At 51.8% G+C, this 26,270-nt stretch carries 24 protein-coding genes and 1 pseudogene; 16 read left to right on the top strand and 9 right to left on the bottom strand.

The features are described from left to right. Window positions 1-25: 25 nt before the first annotated feature. The 6 genes from KIH39_RS06055 (at window position 26) to KIH39_RS06030 (ending at window position 7,172) form a co-directional block, all read left to right on the top strand. Window positions 26-2,101 carry a YgiQ family radical SAM protein gene (locus KIH39_RS06055; protein ID WP_213500293.1) on the top strand — a complete coding sequence of 692 codons (2,076 nt, stop codon included), beginning with the start codon at window positions 26-28 and terminating at the stop codon, window positions 2,099-2,101. Window positions 2,102-2,213: 112 nt separating this feature from the next. Then, complete coding sequence (locus KIH39_RS06050; RefSeq protein ID WP_213498362.1) at window positions 2,214-2,933, top strand: YebC/PmpR family DNA-binding transcriptional regulator; 720 nt, start codon at window positions 2,214-2,216, stop codon at window positions 2,931-2,933. A 304-nt stretch (window positions 2,934-3,237) separates the two neighbouring features. After that, window positions 3,238-4,485: an alpha/beta hydrolase-fold protein gene (locus KIH39_RS06045; protein WP_213498361.1), complete on the top strand. Its 1,248-nt coding sequence runs from the start codon at window positions 3,238-3,240 to the stop codon at window positions 4,483-4,485. A 218-nt stretch (window positions 4,486-4,703) separates the two neighbouring features. After that, window positions 4,704-5,462, top strand: a complete 759-nt coding sequence (locus KIH39_RS06040; protein ID WP_213498360.1) for a GNAT family N-acetyltransferase — start codon at window positions 4,704-4,706, stop codon at window positions 5,460-5,462. A 245-nt stretch (window positions 5,463-5,707) separates the two neighbouring features. Continuing rightward, window positions 5,708-6,682, top strand: coding sequence for an RluA family pseudouridine synthase (locus tag KIH39_RS06035; protein ID WP_213498359.1), 975 nt, complete (start codon window positions 5,708-5,710; stop codon window positions 6,680-6,682). A gap of 1 nt (window position 6,683) precedes the next feature. Beyond that, a complete protein-coding gene (locus tag KIH39_RS06030) occupies window positions 6,684-7,172 on the top strand; it encodes an NUDIX hydrolase (protein WP_213498358.1) in 489 nt (162 codons plus the stop codon). Window positions 7,173-7,178: 6 nt separating this feature from the next. Here the strand turns inward: KIH39_RS06030 and dapA are convergent, their stop codons facing one another. From dapA to KIH39_RS06000, 6 genes are all read right to left on the bottom strand, one after another. Next, complete coding sequence (dapA, locus tag KIH39_RS06025) at window positions 7,179-8,078, bottom strand: 4-hydroxy-tetrahydrodipicolinate synthase (RefSeq protein ID WP_213498357.1); 900 nt, start codon at window positions 8,076-8,078, stop codon at window positions 7,179-7,181. A 13-nt stretch (window positions 8,079-8,091) separates the two neighbouring features. Further along, on the bottom strand, window positions 8,092-9,459 hold the full coding sequence (locus KIH39_RS06020; RefSeq protein ID WP_213498356.1) for a (Fe-S)-binding protein: 1,368 nt from the start codon (window positions 9,457-9,459) through the stop codon (window positions 8,092-8,094). Between the two features lies 1 nt (window position 9,460). Then, window positions 9,461-10,723 carry an FAD-binding oxidoreductase gene (locus tag KIH39_RS06015; RefSeq protein ID WP_213498355.1) on the bottom strand — a complete coding sequence of 421 codons (1,263 nt, stop codon included), beginning with the start codon at window positions 10,721-10,723 and terminating at the stop codon, window positions 9,461-9,463. Window positions 10,724-10,745: 22 nt separating this feature from the next. After that, window positions 10,746-12,206, bottom strand: coding sequence for an FAD-linked oxidase C-terminal domain-containing protein (locus KIH39_RS06010; RefSeq protein ID WP_213498354.1), 1,461 nt, complete (start codon window positions 12,204-12,206; stop codon window positions 10,746-10,748). Window positions 12,207-12,306: 100 nt separating this feature from the next. Further along, on the bottom strand, window positions 12,307-13,014 hold the full coding sequence (locus KIH39_RS06005) for a class I SAM-dependent methyltransferase (RefSeq protein WP_213498353.1): 708 nt from the start codon (window positions 13,012-13,014) through the stop codon (window positions 12,307-12,309). Window positions 13,015-13,021: 7 nt separating this feature from the next. Continuing rightward, window positions 13,022-13,870 carry a metallophosphoesterase gene (locus tag KIH39_RS06000; RefSeq protein WP_213498352.1) on the bottom strand — a complete coding sequence of 283 codons (849 nt, stop codon included), beginning with the start codon at window positions 13,868-13,870 and terminating at the stop codon, window positions 13,022-13,024. Window positions 13,871-14,111: 241 nt separating this feature from the next. Here KIH39_RS06000 and KIH39_RS05995 point away from each other — a divergent pair, with 241 nt between their 5' ends. The 6 genes from KIH39_RS05995 to KIH39_RS05970 all read left to right on the top strand — a co-directional run bounded on the left by KIH39_RS05995 (window position 14,112) and on the right by KIH39_RS05970 (window position 19,077). Next, window positions 14,112-14,579, top strand: coding sequence for a CBS domain-containing protein (locus tag KIH39_RS05995; protein ID WP_213498351.1), 468 nt, complete (start codon window positions 14,112-14,114; stop codon window positions 14,577-14,579). Between the two features lie 76 nt (window positions 14,580-14,655). After that, window positions 14,656-16,557, top strand: a complete 1,902-nt coding sequence (locus KIH39_RS05990) for a 2-oxoacid:acceptor oxidoreductase subunit alpha (protein ID WP_213498350.1) — start codon at window positions 14,656-14,658, stop codon at window positions 16,555-16,557. Window positions 16,558-16,631: 74 nt separating this feature from the next. Then, entirely contained in the window at window positions 16,632-17,651 is a 1,020-nt protein-coding gene (locus tag KIH39_RS05985) for a 2-oxoacid:ferredoxin oxidoreductase subunit beta (RefSeq protein WP_213498349.1), read from the top strand. 168 nt (window positions 17,652-17,819) lie between these two features. Further along, entirely contained in the window at window positions 17,820-18,218 is a 399-nt protein-coding gene (locus KIH39_RS05980) for a CBS domain-containing protein (RefSeq protein WP_213498348.1), read from the top strand. A gap of 137 nt (window positions 18,219-18,355) precedes the next feature. Further along, window positions 18,356-18,532 (top strand): MJ0042-type zinc finger domain-containing protein, encoded by a 177-nt coding sequence (locus KIH39_RS26960; protein ID WP_213498347.1) that lies wholly within the window; start codon window positions 18,356-18,358, stop codon window positions 18,530-18,532. A 314-nt stretch (window positions 18,533-18,846) separates the two neighbouring features. Then, a complete protein-coding gene (locus KIH39_RS05970; RefSeq protein ID WP_213498346.1) occupies window positions 18,847-19,077 on the top strand; it encodes a hypothetical protein in 231 nt (76 codons plus the stop codon). A 38-nt stretch (window positions 19,078-19,115) separates the two neighbouring features. Here KIH39_RS05970 and KIH39_RS05965 read toward each other — a convergent pair. The 3 genes and pseudogenes from KIH39_RS05965 to KIH39_RS05955 all read right to left on the bottom strand — a co-directional run bounded on the left by KIH39_RS05965 (window position 19,116) and on the right by KIH39_RS05955 (window position 21,691). Further along, window positions 19,116-20,200, bottom strand: a pseudogene (locus tag KIH39_RS05965) (IS630 family transposase). Between the two features lie 94 nt (window positions 20,201-20,294). Then, window positions 20,295-21,041 carry a gamma-glutamyl-gamma-aminobutyrate hydrolase family protein gene (locus tag KIH39_RS05960; RefSeq protein ID WP_246539552.1) on the bottom strand — a complete coding sequence of 249 codons (747 nt, stop codon included), beginning with the start codon at window positions 21,039-21,041 and terminating at the stop codon, window positions 20,295-20,297. 209 nt (window positions 21,042-21,250) lie between these two features. Continuing rightward, entirely contained in the window at window positions 21,251-21,691 is a 441-nt protein-coding gene (locus tag KIH39_RS05955) for a hypothetical protein (protein ID WP_213498344.1), read from the bottom strand. Between the two features lie 370 nt (window positions 21,692-22,061). On the opposite strand from KIH39_RS05955, the gene KIH39_RS05950 reads away from it, so the two are divergent. From KIH39_RS05950 to rarD, 4 genes are read left to right on the top strand one after another with little or no spacing between them, the layout of a single operon-like run. Next, the gene (locus KIH39_RS05950; protein WP_213498343.1) at window positions 22,062-23,315 is read left to right on the top strand and encodes a tagaturonate epimerase family protein; all 1,254 of its coding nucleotides are present in this window, start codon (window positions 22,062-22,064) and stop codon (window positions 23,313-23,315) included. Window positions 23,316-23,345: 30 nt separating this feature from the next. After that, window positions 23,346-24,158, top strand: coding sequence for an SDR family oxidoreductase (locus KIH39_RS05945; protein ID WP_213498342.1), 813 nt, complete (start codon window positions 23,346-23,348; stop codon window positions 24,156-24,158). Between the two features lie 31 nt (window positions 24,159-24,189). Beyond that, on the top strand, window positions 24,190-25,320 hold the full coding sequence (locus KIH39_RS05940; protein WP_213498341.1) for an aromatic ring-hydroxylating oxygenase subunit alpha: 1,131 nt from the start codon (window positions 24,190-24,192) through the stop codon (window positions 25,318-25,320). Continuing rightward, entirely contained in the window at window positions 25,317-26,255 is a 939-nt protein-coding gene (rarD, locus tag KIH39_RS05935) for an EamA family transporter RarD (RefSeq protein WP_213498340.1), read from the top strand. Before KIH39_RS05940 ends, rarD begins: the two co-directional genes overlap by 4 nt. Window positions 26,256-26,270: the final 15 nt, after the last annotated feature.

Here is a 26,270-nt window from a genome sequence, read left to right as displayed (position 1 = left end):
AACAACCGAGCGACTACCTTTGCAGATGACCAGAGCGACTGGCCGTCGATCGGGAGCCTTTGCGCCCACGACGGGTCAGGAAATGGCCGAGCGAGGGTGGGATTATGTCGATGTGGTTTTTGTCACGGGCGATGCTTATATAGATCACCCGAGTTTTGCCATGGCCATACTGCATCGGGTGCTAGAAGAAGCGGGATTTCGAGTCGCGATTCTCAGCCAACCCGACTGGCACTCCTGCGAACCCTGGCGTCAATTCGGCAAACCCCGTCTGTTCTTCGCCATCAGCGCCGGGAATATGGACTCGCTAATCAATCACTACACAGCGAATAAAAAAGTCCGCAATGACGATGCCTACTCGCCTGGAGGTAAAATTGGTCTGCGCCCGGATCGTGCGACTTTGCCTTACTGCCAGCGTGCCCGGGAAGCATTTCCAGGTACACCGGTGATAGCCGGCGGGGTCGAGGCCTCCCTCCGTAGATTGGCCCACTACGATTACTGGTCCGATACTGTTAAACGCTCCATTCTGATGGATTGCAAGGCCGATTTGCTGGTTTACGGAATGGGGGAGAAAAACATCCTCCAGATCGCCAAGAGGTTGCATGCGGGCCAGAATCTTAGAGATCTCCGAAATCTGCGAGGTGTGGCTTATGCACTCGGTGCCAGGGAGACGGAGCAGACAGGCTTCGCGGAGTTGCCGGAAACACCACTGGCGACCACTCCCGGCCTGAAAGAAACCGCCGGAGAGGTCGACTGGAAGCTCTGGCAAAAAGTTCCTTCTTTTGAGGAAGTGAAGAGCCAGAAAGATCGCTTTGTGGATGCCACCCGGCACATTCACTTGAATACGAATCCCTTCAACGCCGCCGCTTTGATTCAGATGCACGACCGGCAGGCCGTGATTGCAACGCCTCCCGATTATCCGCTGTCTGAATCTGAGATGGATTCGATTTACGATCTTCCTTACACCCGACGGCCGCATCCGATCTACCGAGAGCCCATTCCGGCTTTCGAAATGATCAAGGACTCCGTCACCATCATGCGAGGATGTTTTGGAGGCTGCACTTTTTGTTCGATTACAGCCCACCAGGGGCGAATCATCCAGTCCCGTTCGCAGAGTTCGATTCTCACGGAAATCGAAACCATGGCGAACGATAAGGATTTTAAGGGGATCATCAGCGACATCGGCGGAGCTACCGCCAATATGTATCAGATGCGTTGCACGCGCCCGGAAATTGAAGCGAAGTGCAAGCGGCTGTCCTGCATTCATCCTTCAATCTGCAAGCTGCTCGGTACCGACCATAAACCAACGATTGAATTAATGCGAAAAGCTCGGGAGGTCGAAGGCATTCGTCGGGTCTTCGTTGCGAGTGGTATCCGGATGGACTTGGCTCAACTATCACCCGAGTACATTGACGAACTGGCCGCGCATCATGTAGGGGGGCGTTTAAAAGTGGCCCCGGAGCACACGCATCCCGACGTGCTGATGCGCATGAAGAAGCCCAGCATCGATAATTTTGGCGTGTTCGCCGGGATGTTCGAGAAATCCTCCAAAAAAGCGAAGAAACCCAAGCAATTTCTGGTACCTTATTTTATCGCCAGCCATCCTGGGTCAACTATTGAAGAAATGATCGATTTGGCCATTTATCTCAAGCGAAATGGCTATCGGCCCGATCAGGTTCAAGACTTTATCCCGGCCCCTTTTGATATCGCCACTTGTATGTGGTACACCGGTATCGATCCGATGACACGCAAACCCGTGAAGATTGCCAGCAAGCTTTCCGACCGCAAATTGCAAAGAGCTCTCTTGCAGCTCTTCAAACCGGAAAACTACTTTGCAGTTCGGGAAGCACTAATCGAAGCCAAGCGGACCGATCTGATCGGCGATGGATGCGACAGTTTGATTCCAACTAATCCTCCGAAGGAGGCATTGGATAAGCGTCGTCGGGAATCGCAGCGAATTACTGATGGCGACCATTATCACACTGTGGCCAATTCCGCCCAGGGCGAAAAACCGGGAGAGCGGGGTGCGAATCCATTGAAGTCATCGGGGTATCGACCTCAGAGAAAGACACAGCAGCGACGGCAGGGTAAAAAAAACCGCTGATTCGATGAATTATCTGCGGTCGCGACTACCAGGAAAACCGAACAATCCATTTAACAAGGCTCAAGCTTACACAACGCCCATAACTTGAGAGTCATTAAGAGGCATACCTTCCATGGGACGAATTTTCGAGAAGCGCAAACACTCCATTTTCAAGACAGCAGCTCAGAATTCGAAGCTCTATTCCAGGTACAGCAAAATACTGTATATGGCGGCCAAGAATGGCGTGCCCGACCCGGCAGCCAATCCAGCTTTACGCACTTTCGTTGAACGCGCCAAGAAGGAAAACGTGCCAAGCCACGTGATTGAAAAAGCCATTCTGAGAGCCTCGGGAACGGGGGGCGAAAACTATCAACCGGCTCGTTATGAGGGGTTTGGTCCGGGCGGTTCGCTAGTAATTGTGGATTGCTTAACAGACAACAACACACGCACAATCTCCGATGTGCGCAACTGTTTCACCAAGACGGGATCCAAGATGTCCGCTATTGGATCCGTCGTGATGATGTTCGATCATCTGGCAGTGATCTCTTTTGCTGGCAACGATGAAGAAAAAGTGATGGAGGCCCTGTTTGCGGAAGATGTCTCCATCGAAGAGGTCGAATGCAAAGACGGCACCATTACTGTTTTTGCCCCTCCGGCCGAGTTTTTCAAAGCCAAAACCGCCTTACACAAAGCCTTCCCGGACTTGGTGTTTGATGTTCAGGAAATTACTTTTCTTCCGAAGGAAGGAAAAGAGCTCAGCGGCGAAGAACTGGCCTCTTTCGATAAATTCCTGGGCATGCTGAACGATTGCGATGACGTGCAAGAAATCTACCATAACGTCATCCGGGCTTAAGTGCAAATCGTAATCGACTTGAAGCGGTGGATGTTGAACGTCGAGATCAGGGTATGTAAAAGACAGGCATCTGTGCAATCACTCAGGAATCCGATGAAAATTGCATTCAAGCTAACGGACGCATGCAGCAGAGCACAAAAGGACGACGAATCCCTGAAATTGAGCAATCATCAGGAAACCGGAGGCTAGGGCAGTGAATACTGCCTGCTAGTGTCCAGGGCCGAAAACTTGAACTCGCGGTGACATATATTGATAGAAAACAAGTAGGTTCCCTCTCTGCATTGATTCTTCCAGGAGAATTATCGTGAACCAACGAGTTATGGCTGTTATTGCCGGAATCATTTTGGCGAATTCGCACGTTCCCGTACTGGGCCAGTCTGGCGATGGGAAAAAAGACGGAACGGGAGCGGCGTTATCTGCTCCGTCCCCTGATGGCCTAAAGCCTGCCGACGACAGCAAGCCGTCATCGACCAACATCGGTAACTCTCCATACCCTCGCGTTCACTCCGATGGCCGAGCAACGTTCCGCCTGAAGGCTCCGGACGCCAAAAAGGTACAAGTATTCACGAACTACGGCCTGGGGCCACGTGGCAACTGGGATATGAAGAAAGGGGACGACGGCTTTTGGACTTTAACTTCCCCGATACCTATCATTCCCGGATTTCACTACTACGCTTTTCTAGTCGATGGTGTCCTGATGAACGATCCGGGCACCGACACATTCTTTGGGACCGGCAAGCCAACCAGCGGAATCGAAATCCCCGAGAAAGGTGTGGATTTTTTCGATATCAAGGACGTGCCTCACGGCGAAATTCGTTCTCATTGGTACAAATCGACGGTGACCGGCAAGCAGCGGAACGTGATGGTTTACACTCCGCCAAATTATGATGCAGATTCGACAAAACGATTTCCCGTCCTTTACCTCCAACATGGCGGCGGCGAAGACGAAACCGGATGGGGCAAGCAGGGGCATATGAACTTCATTTTGGACAACCTCATTGCGGGAAAGAAGGCCGTGCCGATGATCGTGGTGATGGAGAAGGGCTATGCCACGCGTGCTGAAGCCGCCACTCTTCCTACTGGACCAGGACGGGGCGATAGTGGTGCATTCGAAGCTGTCGTCATTAAAGACCTGATCCCCATGATCGACTCCACTTACCGCACCCTAACTGACCGTGACAACCGAGCCATCGCGGGATTGTCCATGGGTTCTGGCCAGGCCATGCAAATTGGCCTGAGTCATTTGGACAAGTTCTCCGTGATCGGAGCATTCAGCGGACTCCGTCTTTTAGACACAAAAACCGCTTTCGGCGGAGTATTCGCTGATCCCGCTGAGTTCGATAAGAAGCTAAATCTGCTCTTCCTGCATTCGGGAACGGTCGGCCTGGATGAGGGCATTCATAAAGCGGCTGAATCGCTGTATGACACGCTCCAAAAAGGAGGGAGCAAGAATGTGGTGTTTCGTGATGCCAAAGGACTGGGTCACGAATGGCAGACTTGGCGGCTCGCCTTCCATGACTTCGCCCCCAGGTTATTCCAGCCGAAGAAATGATAGGCTGAGTTTGAGGTGAAGTATCTTCGAAACCGAAATCCGCTAACCTGATTGAAACGGCATGATTCAAGTGTGTCGAACCTATCGATTACACTTGGCACATTTCATCCGATCCGGCTCAGTTCGAGATGAAAATTATCACTTCGTTCGGATACATGACACCAGTAAAAAAAGGTGCCAACCTCAACCGGAATCGTTTTGGAAGATTGGATTGGCAGATGAAAGTGGAAGCAAATCGAGTGGAGTTCAAGGATATCGAGGGTATGCGCGATATTTATCGCCAGGAGATGAACTGCCAGATCATTCACGATTCGATCCATGGGAGGCCTGGATGGACTCATGAATACTTGATTACCACGGCTGGTGTCAAGGTGGGCTATGGCTCCGTTGCTGTGGCTGGGCCATGGCAAGCAAACCCATGTGTCTATGAATTTTTTGTGCTACCTCAGTATCGGGGACGTCTTTTTGATTTCTTTCTGGTATTTCTCGCTGCAAGTTGTGTGACACAGATCGAGACGCAAAGCAATGACCTGCTGCTTACGGTACTGTTGCATGCGTTCACCGCGACAGTGTCGAGCGAATCGATTCTGTTTTACGACAAGTTTACCACTGCACACTCGCCTCCAAATGCTTACTTTCGCAAAGCTTGCGAGGAAGATTCTCATCAGATCGTTCAACAGGACCTGAATTCGGAGGCAAAATGGCTGGTGGCAGTCGATGGTGTCGTAGCTGCAACGGGGGATATTTTATTCCATTACAATCGACCGTACGGCGATATCTACGTGAAAGTAGCTGAGTCATTTCGCAAACGCGGTCTGGGAACTTACCTGGTCCAGGAACTCAAACGAGTCTGCTACGAAAGCGGGAGTGTCCCGGCAGCACGGTGCAATCCAAAAAATGTGGCAAGCCGTCAAGCACTTCAAAAGGCCGGTTTTGTACCTTGCGGGCACATTTTGAAGGGGGCCATTTCGCTTTGATTGAGTTCGATTCCAGATGAATTGGTTCACCAATCCTGCACTTCTCGGTGTCGGCGTCATCGACCCGATTGTCGCGGCCCAGAATATGACGAACACATCTTCTGCACTTCTCAGCTGAAAACCGTAATTGCTTCCACACCGGATTGTTGTTATCTGATCTAACTGATTTAATAACAAATACGAATGTCCGCGAACTTGCGAAATCTCAGGAAAACTAGTTTCCAACGTCCTCAATCGAACCATCCATGTCTCAGCAATCCTATACCGTCACCGAAGCTCAAGAGGGGGCCACACTTGCGGCTATCCTTCGCCAGAATCTCCCCGAAAAATCCTGGACCCAAGTTCGCTCTCTGGTTGCTCAGAGACTCGTTCAAGTAGACGGCAGTCTCTGCCAGGATCCGGCCCGCAGACTCCACAAAGAAGAGATTGTTGAAGTCCTGGCCAAAGCTGCGCCAGTCCATCGCGGTGGCACCGTTCACGATTTGGTGATCCGTCATCTAGATGCTGAAGTTGTAGTGGTGGAAAAGCCTTCAGGAATTAACACGGTCCGCCACCCGGCTGAACGGGAATGGAAACAGGAACGGCGCGAGCTTTCGCCCACTCTGGAAGACCTAACGCAATGGGCAATCAGCAAGAGCCTGGGTAAGCCGGTCCGCGATCTGCATCGCTTAAGGATCGTGCATCGACTCGATAAGGAAACTAGCGGACTGGTCGTATTCGCCCGCTCCGCCAATGCGGAGCGTATTCTCGGGAAGCAGTTTCACGCCCACACGGTGCTGCGAAAGTATGTCGCGATAGTTCAGGGACATCCTAAATCTCAGACGATCACCAGTTGGCTCTTACGTGATCGGGGGGATGGCCGTCGCGGTTCGGGAGTTTCGTCCCAGTCCGGCAAACAGGCCATCACCCACGTTCAGGTCGAAGAAACAATTGGTTCATACAGCATCGTAAGCTGTATGCTGGAAACCGGGCGAACGCATCAGATACGTATTCACCTCGCGGAACTGGGATTCCCGGTCTGCGGAGAGCCGGTTTATCGAAAAAAACTGGACGGCAGCGAAATTCCCGATGCCAGCCAGGCCCCTCGATTAGCCTTGCATGCCATGGAACTGGGCTTTCAGCATCCCGACGGTAGCACTAAGCACTGGACGATGGAGCTTCCACTCGATTTGAAAGGATTCGTAACCCATTTAAAAAACCAAGCCCAGAAAGCGCGTTAGCATGGCGTTCACACCGATCGTTGGTACTCTCGGCTATGTCTTTAACGAGGATCAGACCCAAGTGTTGCTGATTCATCGTAACAAACGCGAAAGCGACACTCACTTTGGAAAATACAACGGGCTCGGCGGCAAAATGGAGAGCGGCGAGGATATAGTAGCTTGCATGCATCGCGAAATTCTGGAGGAAGCCGGGCTGTACTGCGAGGAGCTCGAACTGCGGGGAACCATCAGCTGGCCAGGATTCGGAAAAGATGGTGAAGACTGGTTAGGCTTTATTTTCCGAATCACCAAATATACCGGCGAATTATTGCAGGAAAATCACGAGGGCACGCTACAGTGGGTTCCGGTCGAGAAAGTTGAGAGTTTGAATCTCTGGGAAGGGGATCGCTTTTTTCTACCGATGGTCTTCGATAGAAATGGTAAGAGCTTTCACGGCGTGATGCCTTATCGAAACGGCTTACCGGTCAGTTGGAGCTATACGACACTTTGAAAATTCTTAGTGAGCGCCTTGCGGCAACAGTCCCGCCGTTTTCAGAATGCTCTTCAGATGGTCCCGCTTTTCATGAGAGAAAGGCGTAACCGGCATGCGATTGGGCCCGCAACTCTGCCCTAATAGTGCCAAACTTTCCTTCACTGCGGCGTTCCCCGTTCCCAGACTCATCGCCAAACGAATTGGGTGTAAGTCGCCTTGAAATTTTCGAGCAGCTTCGAGGTTTCCGCTTCGAAAAGAATCGTATATTCCTACGCAAAAATGTGGTGCAATGTTACAGGTCGCTGGAATGGCGCCGTGAATTCCATTTTGCAGCCCGGAAAGTATGAGCGTGTCCCGGCCCATTAACACCGAAAACGATTGATGATCCGTGCGGCGTAAAATCTCGATCGTATTCTGGAGGTCGCCCGAGGAATCTTTTATCGCCACGATATTCGGAACATTTGCCAATCGGCCGACCGTATCCGGCTCGATATTCAGGCCTCCGCAGGTCGAGGGATTGTTGTAGAGGATGACGGGGCAGGCCACCGACTCCGCAACCAAAGTGAAGTGGGCCACCAGTTCAACCTGGCTGGGTTTGATGAAGTAGGGAGTAATAACCGAGACGCCGGAAACACCTTCCCGTTCAGCCATTTTCGTTAAACGGATCACTTCGCGAGTGGTTTCCGCGCCGGTGCCCGCATAAACTGGAACCCGGCCATTCACATGCTCGATGGCCGTTGCAATCACCGTTTGTTTTTCGGTTTCATCCAATGCGTAAAATTCGCCGGTAGTACCGAGTACGAAAATGCCATCCACCCCGCTGGCTATCATGTAATCGATATGGCCGCGCAGTCGGACTAAATCGAGCGATTCGTCAGCGTGAAAGGGAGTTACAACGGGTGGGATAATTCCATGGGGTGACATCCGATCTCCTCGCTCACGATTTTTTTCTCAGTTCACTAGGCATTTCACCGCTATAGCTGGCCCACAGAGCATCTATGGTATGGGCCACCCAGATGCTGGGATCTGTTTCACGCAGATACTTGGCGATTTGCAGCTGACAACCGATGTTTCCCATGAAAACGGCCGATGCTTTTGTGCTGCGAACGTTATCGCACTTGCGATGCCCCAGGACTTCCGACATTTCGGGCTGTGTCAGATTATAACTTCCGGCGGCACCACAGCAGAGTTCGCTTTCCGGGAGCGGCACCAGTTCCAGTCCCGGAATCATCTCCAGCAACTGCCGAGGTGGGGAAGAAATTTGCTGGGCGTGCCGCAAATGGCAGGCGTCGTGATAGGTCGCTCGAATTCTCAAGGGATAGGTCGGCTTCACGGGACCGAGCTTAACCAGGAATTCGGTGATATCTTTGACCTTCGAGACAAACAGCTTGGATTCCGCCTCGCGATTGCTGCCCTGGAAAAGATGCACGTAATCTTTAACCATCGCCCCACAGCCCGCCGCATTAATAATGATGGCATCCAGCTCTTCGAGTTTGAAGCCATCGCGATTGAACGCGGTAAGATTCTTGCCGGCCAGTTGTTTGGCTTCGTGTTCCATCTGGCTATGGTAATGGAGAGCCCCGCAACAGGATTGTGTTGGCGGAATCCAGACATCACAACCATTTTTCTGAAGAACTTTAGCCGTGGCATAATTCGTCTCGGGGTAGATCCCGTCCGCCACGCAACCGGTGAAGAGGGCCACGCGGGCACGGCGTGTTCCCTCCGCAAACAAAACTTCTGGCAAACCCCCGCCGTGCGGTTTCAAGCGGGGAAGCATATCGTACATGCTTCGAACCGATTTAGGCAACAGCTTCAGGGCGCCAGTTTTTCGCAATAGCCAGTCGGCTCCCGACCACTGGGATAATCGCGCGGGCAAAAGAGCCACGCGCACTCTCCAAGAGTAGGGAAAGATGTGCAGCATCATGAACTTTTGCAGCAAGTTCAGGTTTTTGAAAGCTCGGTGCGGTTCTTTAGAATCCAAGAACTCGCGGAAGGGCTCGATCAGTTTGCCATATTGAACGCCGGACGGACAGGCAGTCTCGCAGGCGCGACAGTTCAGACAGGTGTCGAGGTGTCCTTTAACGGTCTCATCGAGCTCGAGTTTCTGGTCGATCACCTGACGCATCAGATAAATGCGGCCACGGGGGCTGTCCGCTTCGTTGCCGGTGATGACGTAGGTCGGGCAGGATGCCGTGCAAAGTCCACAGTGTACGCAATCCAGAATCAATTCATAATCGATCTTCGGTTGAGGACCGGTTTTGACCGTTGCCAGTTCAGTCTTAACGGGAAGCGTTGCCATGGTCATGCTAGATACCATCCACGAATCGTCCCGGATTGAAAATAGATCCGGGATCGAGTTTCTGTTTAACGATCTTCATCATGGCCCGATCCGAGGTTGAACGACCCCAAATGGCCATATTCGATTTCCAGGATTTCGGACAATCGGTAATTACGAAATTGCCCTGAGTTTGTTCTGCGAGTTTCGTCAATCGAGCAAGCACAAGCTTGCCAGCTTCTTCGCCAAGAGAAGAATCAAATGAGCCGTGAATAATTCCGTTTCCGGCGTGCGCGTTGAGTAACGGACGGGGATTTAAAGTGGATAGTTCCTGGAAAGCAAGCCAGAGATCGGAAGGTCGAACCATGACTTTAAAACGGAGTTTTGCAGTATTCGCCAGTGGAAAGTCGCGGATTCCGTTATCTAATGTTACCATTTGGTCTTTTGAGAGGGAAAGCATCTTGCTTGCCAGGCTAGCGGGCAACTCTTTTTTGAGTTGTTCGATCTGCCAACTGACCGCCGGAGCGTTATCTTCAAAAAGTACCGCCATGGGGCGATGAATTTCATCGAATCGCTCGGCACTCGAAACAGAATTTACTGCCAGATGATTGAAGAGCTCGATGGCCACAGGTCGAGTTTTGGTGACTCGTAACCTCTCTAGCAATTGAGGGATATCGAGTAAAGTCGAGGGGATGAGCACCCACTGGGACGCTTCCGGGATTGGCTTCAGCTTGAGAGTGACCTGTGTGATAATCGCCAGTGTCCCTAAAGATCCCGTATACAGCTTCATGAAATCGTAGCCAGCGACATTCTTGACCACACGCCCGCCCGCCTGAACGATCTGCCCCTGATCATTCACGCTTTGAATGCCGATGATATAGTCTCGCAGTGTCCCCAGACCGAACCGCCGCTGCCCGCTGGCGTTAGTGGCAATTGCGCCGCCAAGAGTAGCTTTGTCTGGTAACGGGATATCCACGGGGAGCTTTTGATTTTCCTTGGCTAGAATCGCTTGCAAATTCGCGAGGGTGATACCGGCACCCACCGTAATCGTCATGTCTCGCGCCGGGTAATCTTCCAGATGGTCCAAACCAAGCGTCGAAACAGCATATCCCAACTTTTGGGGAGTATGGCCCAGACTGAGTTGAGTTCGCCCTCCAACCGGGTATAGTGCCTTTCCTTCCCCAGCCGCTTCCGTTACCAGCTCACCCAGTTGCCGTGGTGAATGGGGAGCCCACCGGGGGAGGGGACCGAAGGAATCGATACTGCAGGTTTCCTGCGAGTTGAGTGTCACCATGTTTTCCGAATGTCGGTTTGATTTAGAGTGCGGCCCGTCGATTGGGCTTCGTTTGCGAAACCATCCCACTTTCCGAACAGGCTCCGGCAGTAGGCAGCATTTTGTTAGGGCTGCAAATATTGGTGGGGTTGAAGGCATCCCGGAGGCGAATCATCATGTTCAAGTCATCGGCTGAGAACAACTTCGTCATGAAATCGAGCTTTTCGACCCCAATGCCATGTTCCCCCGTGACACTTCCTCCCAGTTCAATGCATTTATCCAAAATTTCGTGGCTGGCGTGCAGCACTCGCTGCAATTGATCTTTGTCTCGTTCATCGAACAGGAGAATCGGGTGCAAATTCCCATCACCCGCGTGAAAAACATTCGCAATTTTCAATTGATATTTCGTAGCGATACCACTGATGAACCGGAGCATCTCAGGTAGCTTCGTTCGAGGAACAACGCCGTCCTGAGTGCAGTAACTGGGAGCTAGTCGGCCGACGGCGCCAAAAGCTTGTTTTCGGCATTTCCATAACAAAAGGCGTTCGGCTTCGGTGGCCGCACGGCGAACTTCGCGGGCTCCATTTTTGTGGGCAATGGCCTCGATTTTCGAGGCTTCCTGATCCAACCCCGCATTCAAGCCATCTACTTCCATAATCAGGACCGCTCCGGCATCCAGTGGAAAGCCAAAATGAAAGGCTTGCTCAACGGCTCCGAGGATCAGTTGATCCAGAAGTTCCAGAGCCGCGGGAATGATACCAGCCCCGATAATTTCGCTGATGGTATTGGTAGCTGCATCCACCGTCTCAAAGACACCCAGTAGAGTCCGATACGCCTCCGGATTGCGTGTGAGCCGAACCCATGCTTTACTGACAACGCCAAATGTCCCTTCCGATCCCACAATGACACCGGAAAGGTCGTACCCTGGCATATCCTCCACCGCGCCGCCAGTCGTAACGATCTCACCATTGGGAAGTACCAACTCCACGCCAATAACATGGTTGACCGTTACACCATACTTCAGTGTGTGTGGCCCGCCGGAGTTGGTAGCGACATTGCCGCCGATAGTGCACGCGCCCTGACTCGAAGGATCGGGAGCATAGTGAAATCCGTTCCCTTTAATCTGGTTGCTCAACCAGACGTTAACTACTCCCGGCTCTACCAGTGCGAAACGATTGGGATAATCCACTTCGAGAATCTTTTTCATCCGGCTCAGGCCGATCATGACACCGCCGCCGACCGGTACACAGCCACCCGCCAGTGATGTTCCGGCTCCGCGGGCTAGAAAAGGCACCTGCAATTCATTACAAATTTTTACAATTCGGACGATTTGATCTGTGGTCGATGGGAAAACCACGACCTCGGCTTGATTCTTTTCAATTGTGTAGCCGTCGCACTCATACACGGCTAAATCGCACTTCGCGGTAAGCACCGCCTCATGACCGACAATATCTTGCAGGCGGGAGACCAGAATGCCTGTGCGGGTGGGAGGATTATTGCTCATTGGACCCAGCTATGGAGTGTTCACTCGCTCTAAAGTCTTACAAGGATAATCTAGGAAATACCGTAAGGCGGAGATACAGAATTTGCCAAGGTTCTTCGACTTAAGGCAATTGCAGCCAATAGAGTGTTCCCTTGTAGCGTTGACCGCCGGGTTCTCCCGCTCGAATGAATTCCATCGACCATTGAAATTCCGATTCCTTCAAGGTGTCCCGAAATGCATCGCAACTAATTCGATCGGGGTCGGTCAACAGGGCGACTCCTCCGGGTGCCAACAAGTGACGAATGACATTCAGAAGCGGCTCGTGCTTGACGGTTTCGTAGATCAGATCCGCGCCCAAGATCACAGGAAACTTTCGATTCGCCGGTGGGGAACGCCAATCGATTGCCAGAGTCTCGTAGCTCTTGAAATTGTTGAGCTTGGCGTTATCGGCTGCGAAAGTCAAAGCGGTAGTGTCGTAGTCCGAGAAGACGACGTGCCAGCCTTTATACAACGCGGCAAGACCGGCCAGGCCCAACCCGCACCCTAATTCCAATGCTACCGGAGCGCCGCTCACGCTTTGGGGCAACAACTCTTCGCCTTGTTTCAAGATGGCCTTGGCGAGCATGCGAGATGCGGGCCATATTTCGGCCCAGTAGGGCATGTAATCGTCCACATTATTGGCGTGGCGAATGGTCGGATCGTCCAGAAGAAGGTCTGGCTTGAGTGGCCGACGAATCTTGAACTTCACTCCTTCGATGGTGACCGTTTCGGTCTCCAATTCGCCGAGCGCTTTCGTCGGGGTCGTTGTCAGGATGGGTGGTGGATTCATACGCCTATTAGCTTATCACGAAGGCGATACTTGTGAATGTTGAAGGGGAGTAGTTCGTGGAAGCGTGGATGTGAACGTATCCGCCGGGCACTTTCGCACAATCCAGAACGACCAGCCGTTCGCAAAGGAATTCATAGCCTTTTTCACAGGGAATATGGCCGCAAACCAGATAATCCGCGTCGACTCGCTTTAGGAATTCAGCCGCATTCTCAGCGGTGGTATCGCGTCCCCAAAGATTCGCGTAAACCTTGCCGCCCGTCTGAAAATCTTCCGGCTGAAATTCTTCCTGTTTGACGAAATCGAGTGAAAATTGCTCCATCCGTCGAGTAGAGGGTAGGGTGTGGCAGATATAGACCCGATTCGGTAACCGAATTCCCAAAGGGCAGATCGCGAAGAGAGAATTGTAAGCGGTTCGAATCTCCGTCGCATAATCGCGATAGGCTTCTTCTATTCCCCTATCGAAGAGCCGATTCAGGTCCTCCTCATTTTTTAAAATCTCTTTACCCGTCCATTGAGCGAGTTCGTGGTTGCCGATCAGATAATGCACTCGGTCGGGGAAGCAGCACTTGAGCGTGGCGAAGAGATCGACTAATTGATGGGACTTATCGCCCCCCTGTGGATAGCGAAAGACTCCGTGGATCAATTCTTGCAGTACCAGATGTCTGCCCGGGTGTTTATCCAGTTCAATTTTTTTATAGATGGCCTGGAAATTCGAGACGTTGCCATGCAAGTCTCCGACCACGAAGATGTCATCCACTTTCTGCGGTTCCAGAAAATGACCCGAGCGACCCGCCGTTTGGAGTATTTTGCAGCGAGCGAGTTCCAGGGTCTTGAGAAGTTTTTGAGGATCCGGCATAAAAATTCCAAGCCTTATCGTCCCTCTACCTTGCCAGCCTCTGTGAAGACTCGCAAAATCATCTGAAGAAGTATAGGAGAATGTTGGAGTCCTGCTTTGCTGCGGGTCTAACAAGTTAGTCGCTTTGAACTCGGAATACCCGATTCAGGCGACGGGTTGGTTGGATGCCACGCCTCTGCGAATTCCATTTCAGCCTTCCTTACTAATCGATTGTACAGCGCCTCAATGAAATCTCACCGTCATGGAATTAACGCGTAATCTTCGAGTTGATACGGTCTCCCGCCTGGATCCTACTCCACCGCGGCAGATTGAAGTAACGCGTCCGGTTTCCGAGGCGGTGACTTTGATGCGTCAGGAACGCGTCGGCTGCATCCTCGTTTGCGAAAAAGGTCGCCTGGTCGGCCTATTTACGGAACGCGACCTTCTGAATCGCATTATGGGAACCGGTCGGCCGCTGACTGTAACCATGGACGACTGCATGACTCCTACGCCCGTGACTGTCCATCGCCGCGATTCCATACGAACAGCAATTAAGAAAATGCAGGGGGGTGGGTATCGCCATCTGCCCGTCGTGGACGATAATAACATTCCGGTTGGCATCTTGTCAGTCAAGCGGATTGTTCACTACCTGGTGGAACACTTTCCTGCTGCGATTTACAACCTGCCCCCCGACGCGAAAAACTTGCCTTCCGAACGGGAGGGAGCGTGAACGGCGAAATTTCTCCCAATGTTCTGCCGAATAAGCAATGCTTGCGGCAGAATGTTGTTTCTTCATGAGGTTTTCTATGTCTTCAACGACGACCGCGCCGAGCCCGAGTGCTTCTCAAGAATTAGAATCTGTGACGATTCGATTCGCGGGAGACTCTGGAGATGGTATGCAGCTGGCCGGAACTCAATTCACCAACGCTTCCGCAATCATGGGTAACGATATTTCGACTTTACCCGATTTCCCGGCCGAAATTCGAGCCCCTGCCGGGACTTTGGCGGGGGTTTCCGGTTTTCAGGTTCATTTCTCCAGCAGCGACATTCATACACCCGGCGACGTCCTCAATACGCTTGTTGCCATGAACCCCGCCGCTTTGAAAACCAACCTTAAAGATCTCGAACCGGGTGGGATTCTGATCGTTAACTCGGACGCATTTGGAACCAGCGAACTCGACAAAGCTCGTTATAAGTCCAACCCACTCGAAGACGGTTCCCTCAAAGGCTACCGGATCATACGAGTACCTATCAACAAACTCAATCGCGAGGCCGTGGCGGAATGCAAATTAAGCCCACGCGAGGCCGATCGCTGCAAAAACTTCTTTGCTTTAGGTCTGGTCTACTGGATGTATGAACGGCCCATGGAACCGACTTTGAAGTGGATCCAGGAAAAATTCAGCAAGAATCCCATCGTTCTGGAAGCGAATACCCGCACTTTGAAAGCCGGGTACAATTACGGCGAAACTTGTGAAGTGATGCCGGTGCATTACAAGGTGCCCAAAGCTAAAATCGCCCCCGGCGTTTATCGCAAAATTACCGGTAATGAAGCCATTGTGATGGGTTTAGTTGCTGCTTCGAAACTCAGCGGCAAGGATATGGTCTTCTCAGGCTATCCGATCACGCCCGCCTCGAGTGTTCTCGAAGGACTCGCCGATATGAAGCGTTTCGGCATCAAAACGCTTCAGGCAGAAGATGAAATCGCCGCGATCGGGGTCGCTATCGGTGCTTCTTTCGGCGGAGCCATCGGCGTGACTGGCACTTCCGGTCCCGGAATCTGCCTGAAATCGGAGGCCATCGGCCTGGCGGTCATGACCGAACTTCCGCTCGTCATCATCGACGTACAACGCGGCGGACCCAGCACAGGACTTCCCACCAAGACGGAACAGGCCGATTTGCTGCAGGCGATGTACGGACGCAACGGGGAATGCCCGGTCGCTATTATTGCTCCGCGCTCCCCGGGCGATTGCTTCAACATGGTTTTCGAAGCGGTGCGAATCGCCACCGAATTCATGACCCCGATTTTCTTCCTCTCCGATGGTTACATCGCCAACGGTGCCGAACCCTGGTCGATTCCCGATATCAGCAAACTTCCCCAGCTGAAAATCACGCATCCCACAGCTCCAAACGGTAATGGCGACGTCAAGGGGCATGAAAATGGGGCAGGGGAGTTGGGCAAATTCCTGCCCTATAAACGAAATGAACTTCTGGTGCGGCCCTGGGCGATTCCGGGAACTCCCGGGCTCGAACATCGGATCGGTGGCATCGAAAAAGAAGATGTGACCGGTAACGTCAACTATGAGGCCGGCAATCACGAGCACATGGTGAAAACTCGCGCTCAGAAGATCGCCAATATTGCAACTACCATACCCGATCTGGAAGTAGAAGGCAGCCAAAGTGGCGATCTTCTCGTGGTCGGTTGGGGCGGAACTTACGGTTCTTTGACTACGGCCGTAACTCGAATGAATCGTAAGGGTTATAAGGTTGGACTGGCGCACCTGCGTTATTTGAATCCGATGCCCAAGAATACGGGTGAAGTTCTCAAACGATTTAAAAAGGTCTTGGTTCCCGAACTCAATGCCGGGCAGTTACTGCTGCTACTTCGCGCCAAATATCTGGTGGATGCCGTGGGTCTCAACAAGATTCAGGGCAAGCCTTTCCTGGTGAGCGAAATTGAGGCCAAGATCGAACAGATGCTCGCCTCCTGAAAATCAAACATCGCACGAGCCGGTTAACCGGCTCGTTTATTCGAAAATATTGTTCATATTCGAGGTTAATTTCGATGGCAGCTTCTCCCCTCCCAACGCTAACAGCCAAAGATCTGGCCAGCGACCAGGAAATTCGCTGGTGCCCCGGATGCGGGGATTATTCGATTCTCGCTCAGATGAAAAAAGCTCTTACCACCGTAGGGGTGCCTCGCGAAAAAATGGTTTTCGTGTCAGGCATCGGCTGCTCCAGCCGCTTCCCTTACTACATGAACACCTACGGCTTCCACACCATCCACGGCCGGGCACCGACATTTGCGACCGGATTGCGATTGGCTCGGCCAGACCTTCAGGTCTGGGTCGTCACCGGCGATGGCGATGGGCTTTCGATTGGCGGCAATCACCTGATCCACGCTCTACGTCGCAATGTGGATATCAAAGTACTGCTGTTCAACAACGAAATCTACGGCTTGACCAAGGGCCAGTATTCGCCGACTTCCCGTCTGGGAACCAAGACCAAGTCCAGTCCCCAGGGGTCAATCGACAAACCACTTCGACCGTTGAGCGTGGCCTTGGCGGCCGAAGCGAGCTTCGTCGCACGCACCATAGATATCGACGTTCAACATCTGACGAATACGCTTCAGCGAGCCGCCGCTCATAAAGGTTCGGCCTTCATTGAAATCTACCAAAACTGCAAAATTTTCAATGATGGCGTTTTCGAATACACCACCGATAAGAGTGTGAAATCGGATAACGTCCTGTACCTTGAGCATGGTAAGCCTATGATCTACGGTAAGGATCGAAATAAAGGCATTCGCTTGAACGGCCTGAGCCTCGAGTCGGTAGCGATCGGCAACGGCGTTCAGATCGATGATCTTCTGATGCACGACGAAAAGGCCGATGAACCCACGCTAGCATCCCTGCTCAGCCGGATGGTCTGCCCTGACCTGCCCGAATGCGTTGGAGTTCTCAGGTCCGTGCAGCGACCTACCCTCGAAGAATTGCAGCAGAAACAAATGGACGATCTCATTAAAGCTCGCGGGCCCGGAGATCTGGAAAAGTTGTTCAAAAACGACGATCTTTGGGTCGTCGAATAACCCGCGGTTTGCATTGCAGCAGACCGTAAGCCTCAAGGTTAGCTCGAAATGCTCTGTCCTTCCTGCGGTCATGCCAATCTTCCCGGAGCGGATGAATGCTCTCGCTGCCGTGCAGATCTGGCACCCCTTGATCTCCCGACAGGACAGAATCATGTCGAGCAACGCCTGATGCAAGACCCTGTCTCTATTCTCAAACCTACCTCCACCGTTAAAGTTCGTCTCGGCGACAAACTCGGGCATGCCTTACAATTGATGGTGGATTCAGAGCATGGGGCAATTCTTGTTGTCGACCACAACGACAAATTGATCGGCATTCTGACGGAACGTGATTACTTACTGAAAGTGTTTGGTGTCATCGAAAACTACATGCGGCTGCCGGTCGAGGATTACATGACCCCTTCGCCAGAAACACTGCAGCCCACCGATACAGTCGCTTATGCACTTCACAAAATGGACCTCGGCGGCTATCGGCATCTTCCCATCGTGGAAGAGGGACGTCCGATTGGGGTCATTTCGGTTCGCAATGTTCTCCGCTACATCACACGTCTTTGTAAAGAGCCATTTTGAGATTCAAAGAGTGTGGTGGGTCGAAGCCATCCCGAATCTTTGAAGAGAAACTTGCCCGCTGAAAAAAACTTTCAAAATCACTTTCTAAATATTAATTATAAATCATATTAAATAATACCACTCTTCAGATACTCGCCATGCCTATCGCTCTCAATTGCCCCGGTTGCAAAACCAGCTACAAAATCCCGGACAAATTTATTGGAAAGGACATTCAGTGCAAAAAATGTCCGCAAACAATCTCCGTCGTAGATGAGGCTGAGGAGGAAGCCGCCGCGGAAGAGGCGAAAAGAATCGCCCGCAATCGGAAGCGATAAAAGAACCGTCAGAGAGATCGGAAGGTATACTTAGTGGCTTTGTGGTGTTTCGGGATCGCGGCTATTCTCGGACTCGCAATTAAGATTTTCAACACTTATCGAATCTTCGATTTGGAGAACCGGATTGAGCAGCAAAATCAGCAAGCTCTCGGTAATGGTCCGGTAGGGCAAAGGGGTCTGTTAGATGCCGATACTCGATTAAGATCCCGCTTTAATTCTGCGGACGAACGCTATGTCATCGATTCTCCGCAACGTCGGATCAATCAGATTTTTTCAATTATCGAGTAGTAGACTCTGGGGGATCGGCCAATCAGATGGATAAACGCTCGGGTATTCCATCAAGACATTTTGCATTTGGCTCTCTATCTATCGCTGTCGCATTACCCAATAATGCTAAGATCATGGAAACCCGAGTGATGAACCCCAATCTTGCAAATTCAGGGACACTCGGTTTCATGACTATGATCGGGCAGATGCCTTCCGGAAGCCGCATCTGCCTAGTGATGGATGGAAAAAGAGTCTCAAATATTTTAAGCGTGGATTGAGTCTCGCTAGCTATGGGTTAACACACTAGTGTAGTGTCTCACACAGAATGTGTTTTATCCAAGGTAGCCCTCGCCCGGCGGACTTTCTCCAGAATAGCCTCGGCTTTGGCGGTCCACTGGAATCCCTTTCCTGTGTTGTTGTGATGATCGATGTAGCCTTCAATCGCCTGGATTAATTGCGGCACGCTTCGAAATGTCCCTCGACGCAGTCGTTTGTCCGTCAAGTCGCGAAACCAACGCTCCACCAGATTCATCCAGGAACTACTCGTGGGGATGAAATGCATGTGGAATCGAGGATGCCGGGCTAGCCAACGCTTAACTTTGGGATGCTTATGCGTAGCGTAGTTATCCACGATCAAATGCAAATCCAAGGACGGATCGGTGGCCGTCTCGATCCGTTTGAGAAACTTGATCCATTCCTGGTGTCGATGTCGCGGCATGCACTCGCCAATCACAATTCCCTCGGCCACGTTCAAAGCCGCGAACAGAGTGGTGGTGCCATGACGCATGTAATCGTGAGTCAGAGTGCCGCAACGGCCGGGTACCATGGGCAAGCTTTTTGCGTGCGATCAAGGGCTTGTATCTGACTCTTCTCATCGCAACTGAGCACCAGGGCGTGCTCGGGAGGGTTCAAGTACAAGCCCACTACATCCCACAGTTTCTCGGCGAATTGAGGATCATTCGATACCTTGAAGGTCTTATGCAAATGAGGCTTCAGACCGTGGGACGACCAGACCCGCTGCACGGTGGCTTTGCTCACTCCTACCTCTTGGGCCATCGTTCGTGTGCTCCAATGAGTCGCACCGGATGGTTTCTCCTGAGTGGTCTTGCGGAGAATTTCTTCGACGACTTTCCGGCTGATCGCTGGCGTTCGACCCGGCCGCGAAGCGTCCCGTTCGATACCCGCCAAACGCAGCTTCGCAAATCGGGTCCGCCAGCGCGCCACCGTGGGCTTCGACGTGCCGCATTCCTCAGCAATGTCCTTGTTCCGTACACCCGCGGCCGCTGCGAGTATGATCTTCGCCCGCAGGACCAGCCGAGCGGGAGTACTTCGTCCCCGAGACCAAGAAGTCAAAGTTTGTCGTTCCTCGTCAGAAAGTAAGATTGGCAGCGCGACTTTCATGGGTTTTCTCCTCCTCTATAGAGTAAACCGCAAAAAGGAGCTAAAAGTAACGCTATTTCTGGGACACTACACTAGAACCCATAGCTGAAAAACTCTAAGCTGCCAGTTGGAGACGATCTGAACTTCTCACCGAGGACTGAACGAAGCAGTCGAATAATTGCAGATCCAGCGCCGAGGCGGTATCGGCTTCCGGATGCCACTGTAAACCCATGCAGAACCAGTTGGGATCAATCGATTCGATCGATTCGATAATCCCATCGGGGCAACGAGCCCCAACGCGAAGACGCGGAGCTACCTGATCGACTGCCTGATGATGGCGGGAATTCACTCGCAATTCGTTAGTCCCATAAAGATCCTCAATTTTAGAATCGGCTTCGAGAAGCACGATATGGCGATGCGGACCGCCAGTCGCGTCGAAATGGGGCATGGCCTTGGGCACATCATTTGGGATGTGCATAAAAAGAGTACCACCCAGATAGACGTTCAGTTGCTGCATTCCGACGCCAATAGCCAGGACCGGCATCTTTCGTTCGACGATTTTCTGGATGAGAATTTTATCGTTCATTTCGCGGCGTTCGGCCATGGGTTGAACAGTTGGATGGGCGGGTTGGCCGTTGCGGCGAGGATCGATATCCAATCCACCAGTCAGCAGGACACCGTCCAGCATGTCGAGCATTTCCGAGATATCCGCTTCTTTGCCCAAGGGGGGAATAATGACCGGCAAGCCCCCCGCGTGCAGAATGGCATCGAAATACCCCGCGTTAACGCGGGCGTGGGCTGAATAGGTTTTTGAGGCGTTAAAGAAATCAGCGTTGATACCAATGACTGGACGTGCAGACATCTTCATCGAACCCTCCGTGGTGTAAATCTGGTGGTGTCACCGGCCATCCTGCCGATGATCCGAGGATTCTAGAATCCTCGGTACGGTTTTATACCCAGGTCCCCCGGGTCGTGACAAGGCCAATTTTTTTGGATAAAAAAAGTTGCCTCAGAACATCAAAAAAGCCCTCGTGAAAACGAGGGCAGGTCGGAAGTCTATAGTTTTATCGATCAGTCTTCATCATCTTCCTCTACTTCGTCCTCCTCGTCATCTTCATCATCGTCCTCTTCGTCGTCGAAATCATCGTCCTCATCGTCGAAATCATCGTCGTCGAAGTCCTCGTCCAGATCTTCATCATCTAGATCGTCTTCGTCGTCGTCGAGATCTTCATCATCAAAGTCATCTTCGTCGTCGAAATCATCGTCGAGGTCGTCATCTTCCAGATCGTCCTCTTCATCATCCTCTTCCTCGTCATCATCGTCATCCTCTTCTTCGTCATCATCGAAATCTTCATCGTCATCATCTTTGGCCGAGAAGATCGATAACGTGGAAGGCAACAGCAGTTGCTTCCACTCAGAATGTTCAGTGGAAGACTCTCGTGTCACTGTGAGCGCCTTGTTTAAAAGTCGTAAGCTCATGCGATCCCCTCGCTCGGTCGGATTGGCCGACAAAATACCCTTTAATATTCGGCAATTAACCGCTAGTTCTGTACGGTTGTCAATACCGAAAAATCTCTAATCGTAGTCGCTTCTTAGAAAGGATTTAGAATCTCGTCAAGCGACGTGAAGATAAAAAATCCTGGATTTCTTCTCTGTCGGTTCGGATTACCTTTTGAGTCTATCATTTCCTTGCAAAATCCGCGTCTATTTCCAGAAATGAGAGTGAAATTTCTGAATAATTTTTATGCCTGCACTACTGCTGTTTTTTTCAATATTTCCGCCGAGTGTTCCCGGACACCCCGAATCACCTTTTTGAGCACTAACACTCTGAGTAGAATGCTCGTTACTGTCAACCTGGGTAATAGTAAGCGGAGCTGAATTGATGAGGATGCTCGAAAAATTCTCCTTTGGTGTGGGTGATCGCTTTGGCCTCCAGGCAACCGCTCAACTCCGAGCATTTCAAATGATCTCGGACAAAGGGGTGGAAATCGTACCCGTTTGGAACAAATCGAACCGGGAGCACTCTTTTATCGGTTCGGAGCCGCAAAGTGTTTACGATTCTGCCCTGAAAGCGGTCACTCAGCTCGGCTGGCGAAAAGGCTGGCACATCGATGCGGATCACATCCGCCTGGAGACTGTCGATCGATTCATGTCCTGCTCTGATTTCTTCACAATCGATGTTGCCGACAGCATTGGCAAGCCGGCTAGTGAAGATACGGTGAAAATTTTCCTGCACAAGCATCCCGAACTTCTGGGGGATCTCGTAATCCCAGGCATCGCTCGAAAACTCACGATCAGGCCAGCAGAGCTAGAGAAGATCGTACGCAAATACCTTCTGGCGGTTCAGGAAGCCGGAAAGATCTACCGACATATCTCGACCAAAAAAGGGGGAGAGGGGGAGTTCATAGCAGAAGTTTCAATGGACGAAACGGATGCGCCGCAAACGCCACCGGAGCTACTCGTCATTCTGGTGCTGCTGGCCGAGGAAGGTGTGAAGGTCCAAACTATAGCACCCAAATTCACGGGTCGATTCAATAAAGGGGTCGATTACGTCGGCGATCTCAGCCAATTCGAAACGGAATTCAACGAAGACTTGGCCGTCATCGCCTTCGCCATCAGTAAATATGGGATACCGTCAAATTTAAAATTGAGCGTACACAGCGGCAGCGACAAATTCTCGATCTATCCGATCATCCGGAAAGCTCTGGCCCGAACGGGTGCGGGTTTGCACGTGAAAACTGCCGGAACGACCTGGTTGGAAGAGTTAATTGGCTTGGCGGAAGCGGGCGGGGCGGGGTTGGCGATGGTCAAGGAAATCTACGCCTACGCATATGAACATGCCGAGGAATTTTGCGCCCCCTACGCGAGTGTGATCGACATTCAACGCGATCAGTTGCCCAGCGTAAGTCTCGTGAACTCCTGGTCGGGCACTCAGATTGCGAACACATTACGGCACATTCCCAGCCATCCGGAGTTCAATGCGAATTTCCGTCAACTTCTGCACGTATCGTTCAAAGTCGCTGCGAAAAAAGGACAGGCCTACCTGGATCTTCTGAAAGTGAATGCGGACCAAGTTTCCAAAAACGTCATAGACAATATTTATAATCGACATCTGGTTCCCTTATTCATTGGCTGAACGAAGTCTGGCTCAAAACGAGATAACCTAGTGAAAACTAATCTGTTCAACCTCCAGGGAGAGGTGGCCGTCGTTATCGGCGGTACTGGAGTTTTGGGCGGCGGCATCGCCGAAGCTCTGGCTCAAGCCGGAGCTCGTGTGGCCATCCTTGGCCGCAATGCAGAGCGCGGGCTCGAGAGAGTTCGTGCAATCGCTGCAGCTGGCGGAGAAGCCATTTTCGTTAGCGCGGACTCGACGGATCGCGACAGTCTGGTGGCTGCTAGGCAGCAATGTGAAACGAAATTCGGGACGGCAACCATCCTGATCAATGCCGCGGGTGGCAATCGCCCGGATGCGACACTCCCCCCCGGTGCCGATTTCTGCAAACTCCCCTTGAATGCCTGGCAGGGAGTTTTCGATCTCAATCTGGTGGGCGGTGTACTGCTGCCGGCACAAGTTTTTGGAGAGAGTATGCTGGCCGCTGGGAAGGGCAGCATCATCAATATTGCTTCTATGGCCGGTATTATACCCCTATCTCGAGTGGTGGCTTATTCCGCAGCGAAAGCGGCGGTAATCAACCTCACTCAGTTCCTAGCTCGGGAATGGGCGACTCGGGGAGTACGAGTTAATGCGATCAGTCCGGGATTTTTCCCCGCAGAACAAAATCGCAAGCTTCTCTTTCGGGAAGATGGCAGCTACAGCGAGCGCGGCGGCCAAATCATCGGTCACACGCCCATGGCTCGATTCGGTGAAGCCCATGAATTGGCGGGAGCTGTCGTATTTCTGGCCTCTTCAAAAGCCTCCTCGTTCGTGACCGGACAAAATATAATTGTCGATGGTGGCTTTTCGGCAGTCACAATTTAACAGTCTTCGAGTGCGACGACAGGAAGTGGTCATGACCGAAATCGAGTCGATCCTGCATGCATTCGACGATCGGAAGCCGCTTTCGCAAGCCAGCACCATTCCCAGCGAATGCTATTTCTCAAATGTAGTCGCTGAGAGGGAATCCCGCATTTTGTTTCCTCAGACCTGGCAGTACGTCTGCTCGATTCAACAACTGGAGCAATCGGGCTCCTACGTTCGCAGTTGGATCGGTCCGGAACCGATATTTGCGATCCGCGGCGAAGACCAGCAAATACGAGTATTTTTGAATATCTGCCGGCATCGGGCCGCCCCAATTATCGATGAGGATTGCGGCCGATGCTCGAAACTTCGATGCCGGTATCATGGCTGGACCTATGATCTCCAGGGCAAATTACGAGGTGTGCCGGAGTTTGATGGGGTTGAGAATTTCACAAGGGAAGACAATGGCCTTGTCGAGATTCATTCTGCCATCTGGGGGGATTTTCTTTTTGCTCGAATAGAGCAAAGCGGGCCAGCTTTAGACGAATTCTTTGCTCCATTATCCGATGAGTTCCAGCAGAAGCTGCGAACTCTCCAGTTCTTCAAACGCGTAGTTTTTCCCGTTAAGTCGAACTGGAAGATCTATATCGACAACTATCTGGACGGCGGCTACCACGTCAATACGGTTCATCCGACTTTAGCAGGATCGCTCGATTACAAGCTCTACCGGACGGAGCTGCATCCCTGGGCTAGTTTGCAATCCAGTCCGCTCACTCAGAATCCGGAAGATGCCGCAGCGAATCGAACCCGACAGGGGAGCAGTGCATCCTACTGGTGGTTCTACCCGAATTTTATGTTGAACCACTATGAGGGAGTGATGGATCTGAACTACGTGATCCCGAGAACGACAGAAAGCTGCGATGTCATTTTCGATTTCTACTTTGCCGCGGGATCCTATCCAGCATCCATTTCATTCAAAGAAGAAAGCATTCGGGTCGCTCAGAAGGTGCAGGAAGAGGACGATCTGATCTGTGCGGAAGTTCAAAAAAATATTCGCAGCCATTTCTACTCCCAGGGAAGATTTAGCGTGAAGCGGGAGAACGGTGGCTACCACTTCCATCAACTTTACGCCAGACATCTCCGTGGCCAGTCGCTGGATGCGATCTGGAAAGGAAATTCGTGAGCGAACCTCAAAAATCACTTCGAGAAGGCCTGATTTACGGTCTGATCGCCTACATAATTTGGGGCTTAGTGCCACTCTACTTCAAAACTGTAAAAAATGTAGATTCCTACGAAATCCTTGCTCACCGAACCTTTTGGTCGATCGTCGTTCTCGCCCTCTTGTTAACCGCGCTCAAGCGCTGGAACGATCTGCGATTGACTCTTCGCAAGCCAAAAACCGTGGCCATTCTTGCCGTGAGTGCACTATTGCTCGTGGGAAACTGGTACGGCTACATCGTTTCCGTTTACACCAATCGATTGCTGGAATCCAGCCTCGGCTATTTCATGCTTCCCCTGGCGAATGTCGCGTTCGGAATGATCTTCTTTGGAGAACGATTGCGCCCATTGCAGGGGCTGGCTCTGGCCATTGCCGCTTTTGGTATCGGGCGAATGATCTGGACCTATGGTGATATTCCCTGGCTGGGGCTATTTTTAACTTTCAGTTTCGGCCTCTACGGGGTCATGCGTAAAATCGCCCCCGTCGATGGGTTGATTGGTTTCACAATAGAAACGATCGTATTGCTGCCGTTCGCGATCACTTACCTGACTTTTCTAGCATTGCAGGGGAAGATGCAATTTCTGCATCCTCCGGGCGTTCAGGACCTTTGGATCGTTCTGGCGGGGGTGGTTACCACCGCTCCTTTGATTTGCTTTGCCCAGGCCGTACGGAGGGTGGGTTTAATTTCGCTCGGCTTCATTCAGTATCTGTCACCTACGATCCAACTTCTGATAGCAATCTACGTATTTCAGGAAGAGTTCAGCGAGTCGAAGCGGTTCAGTTTCTTTTTTGTATGGGTGGGATTGGGAATTTTCGTCATCGATACCGTGGTGATGCTGCAGCAAACGAAACGCCCTGAAGCGATTGTCCATAACGTGGACGCAGTCGAAGTGGATTGAACGAAAATTCAGAAC

The organism is Telmatocola sphagniphila (assembly GCF_018398935.1).
GTDB classification, from domain to species: domain Bacteria; phylum Planctomycetota; class Planctomycetia; order Gemmatales; family Gemmataceae; genus Telmatocola; species Telmatocola sphagniphila.
The sequence above is the reverse complement of the archived record's forward strand: the minus strand, read 5'-3'. Positions and strand labels throughout refer to the sequence as shown.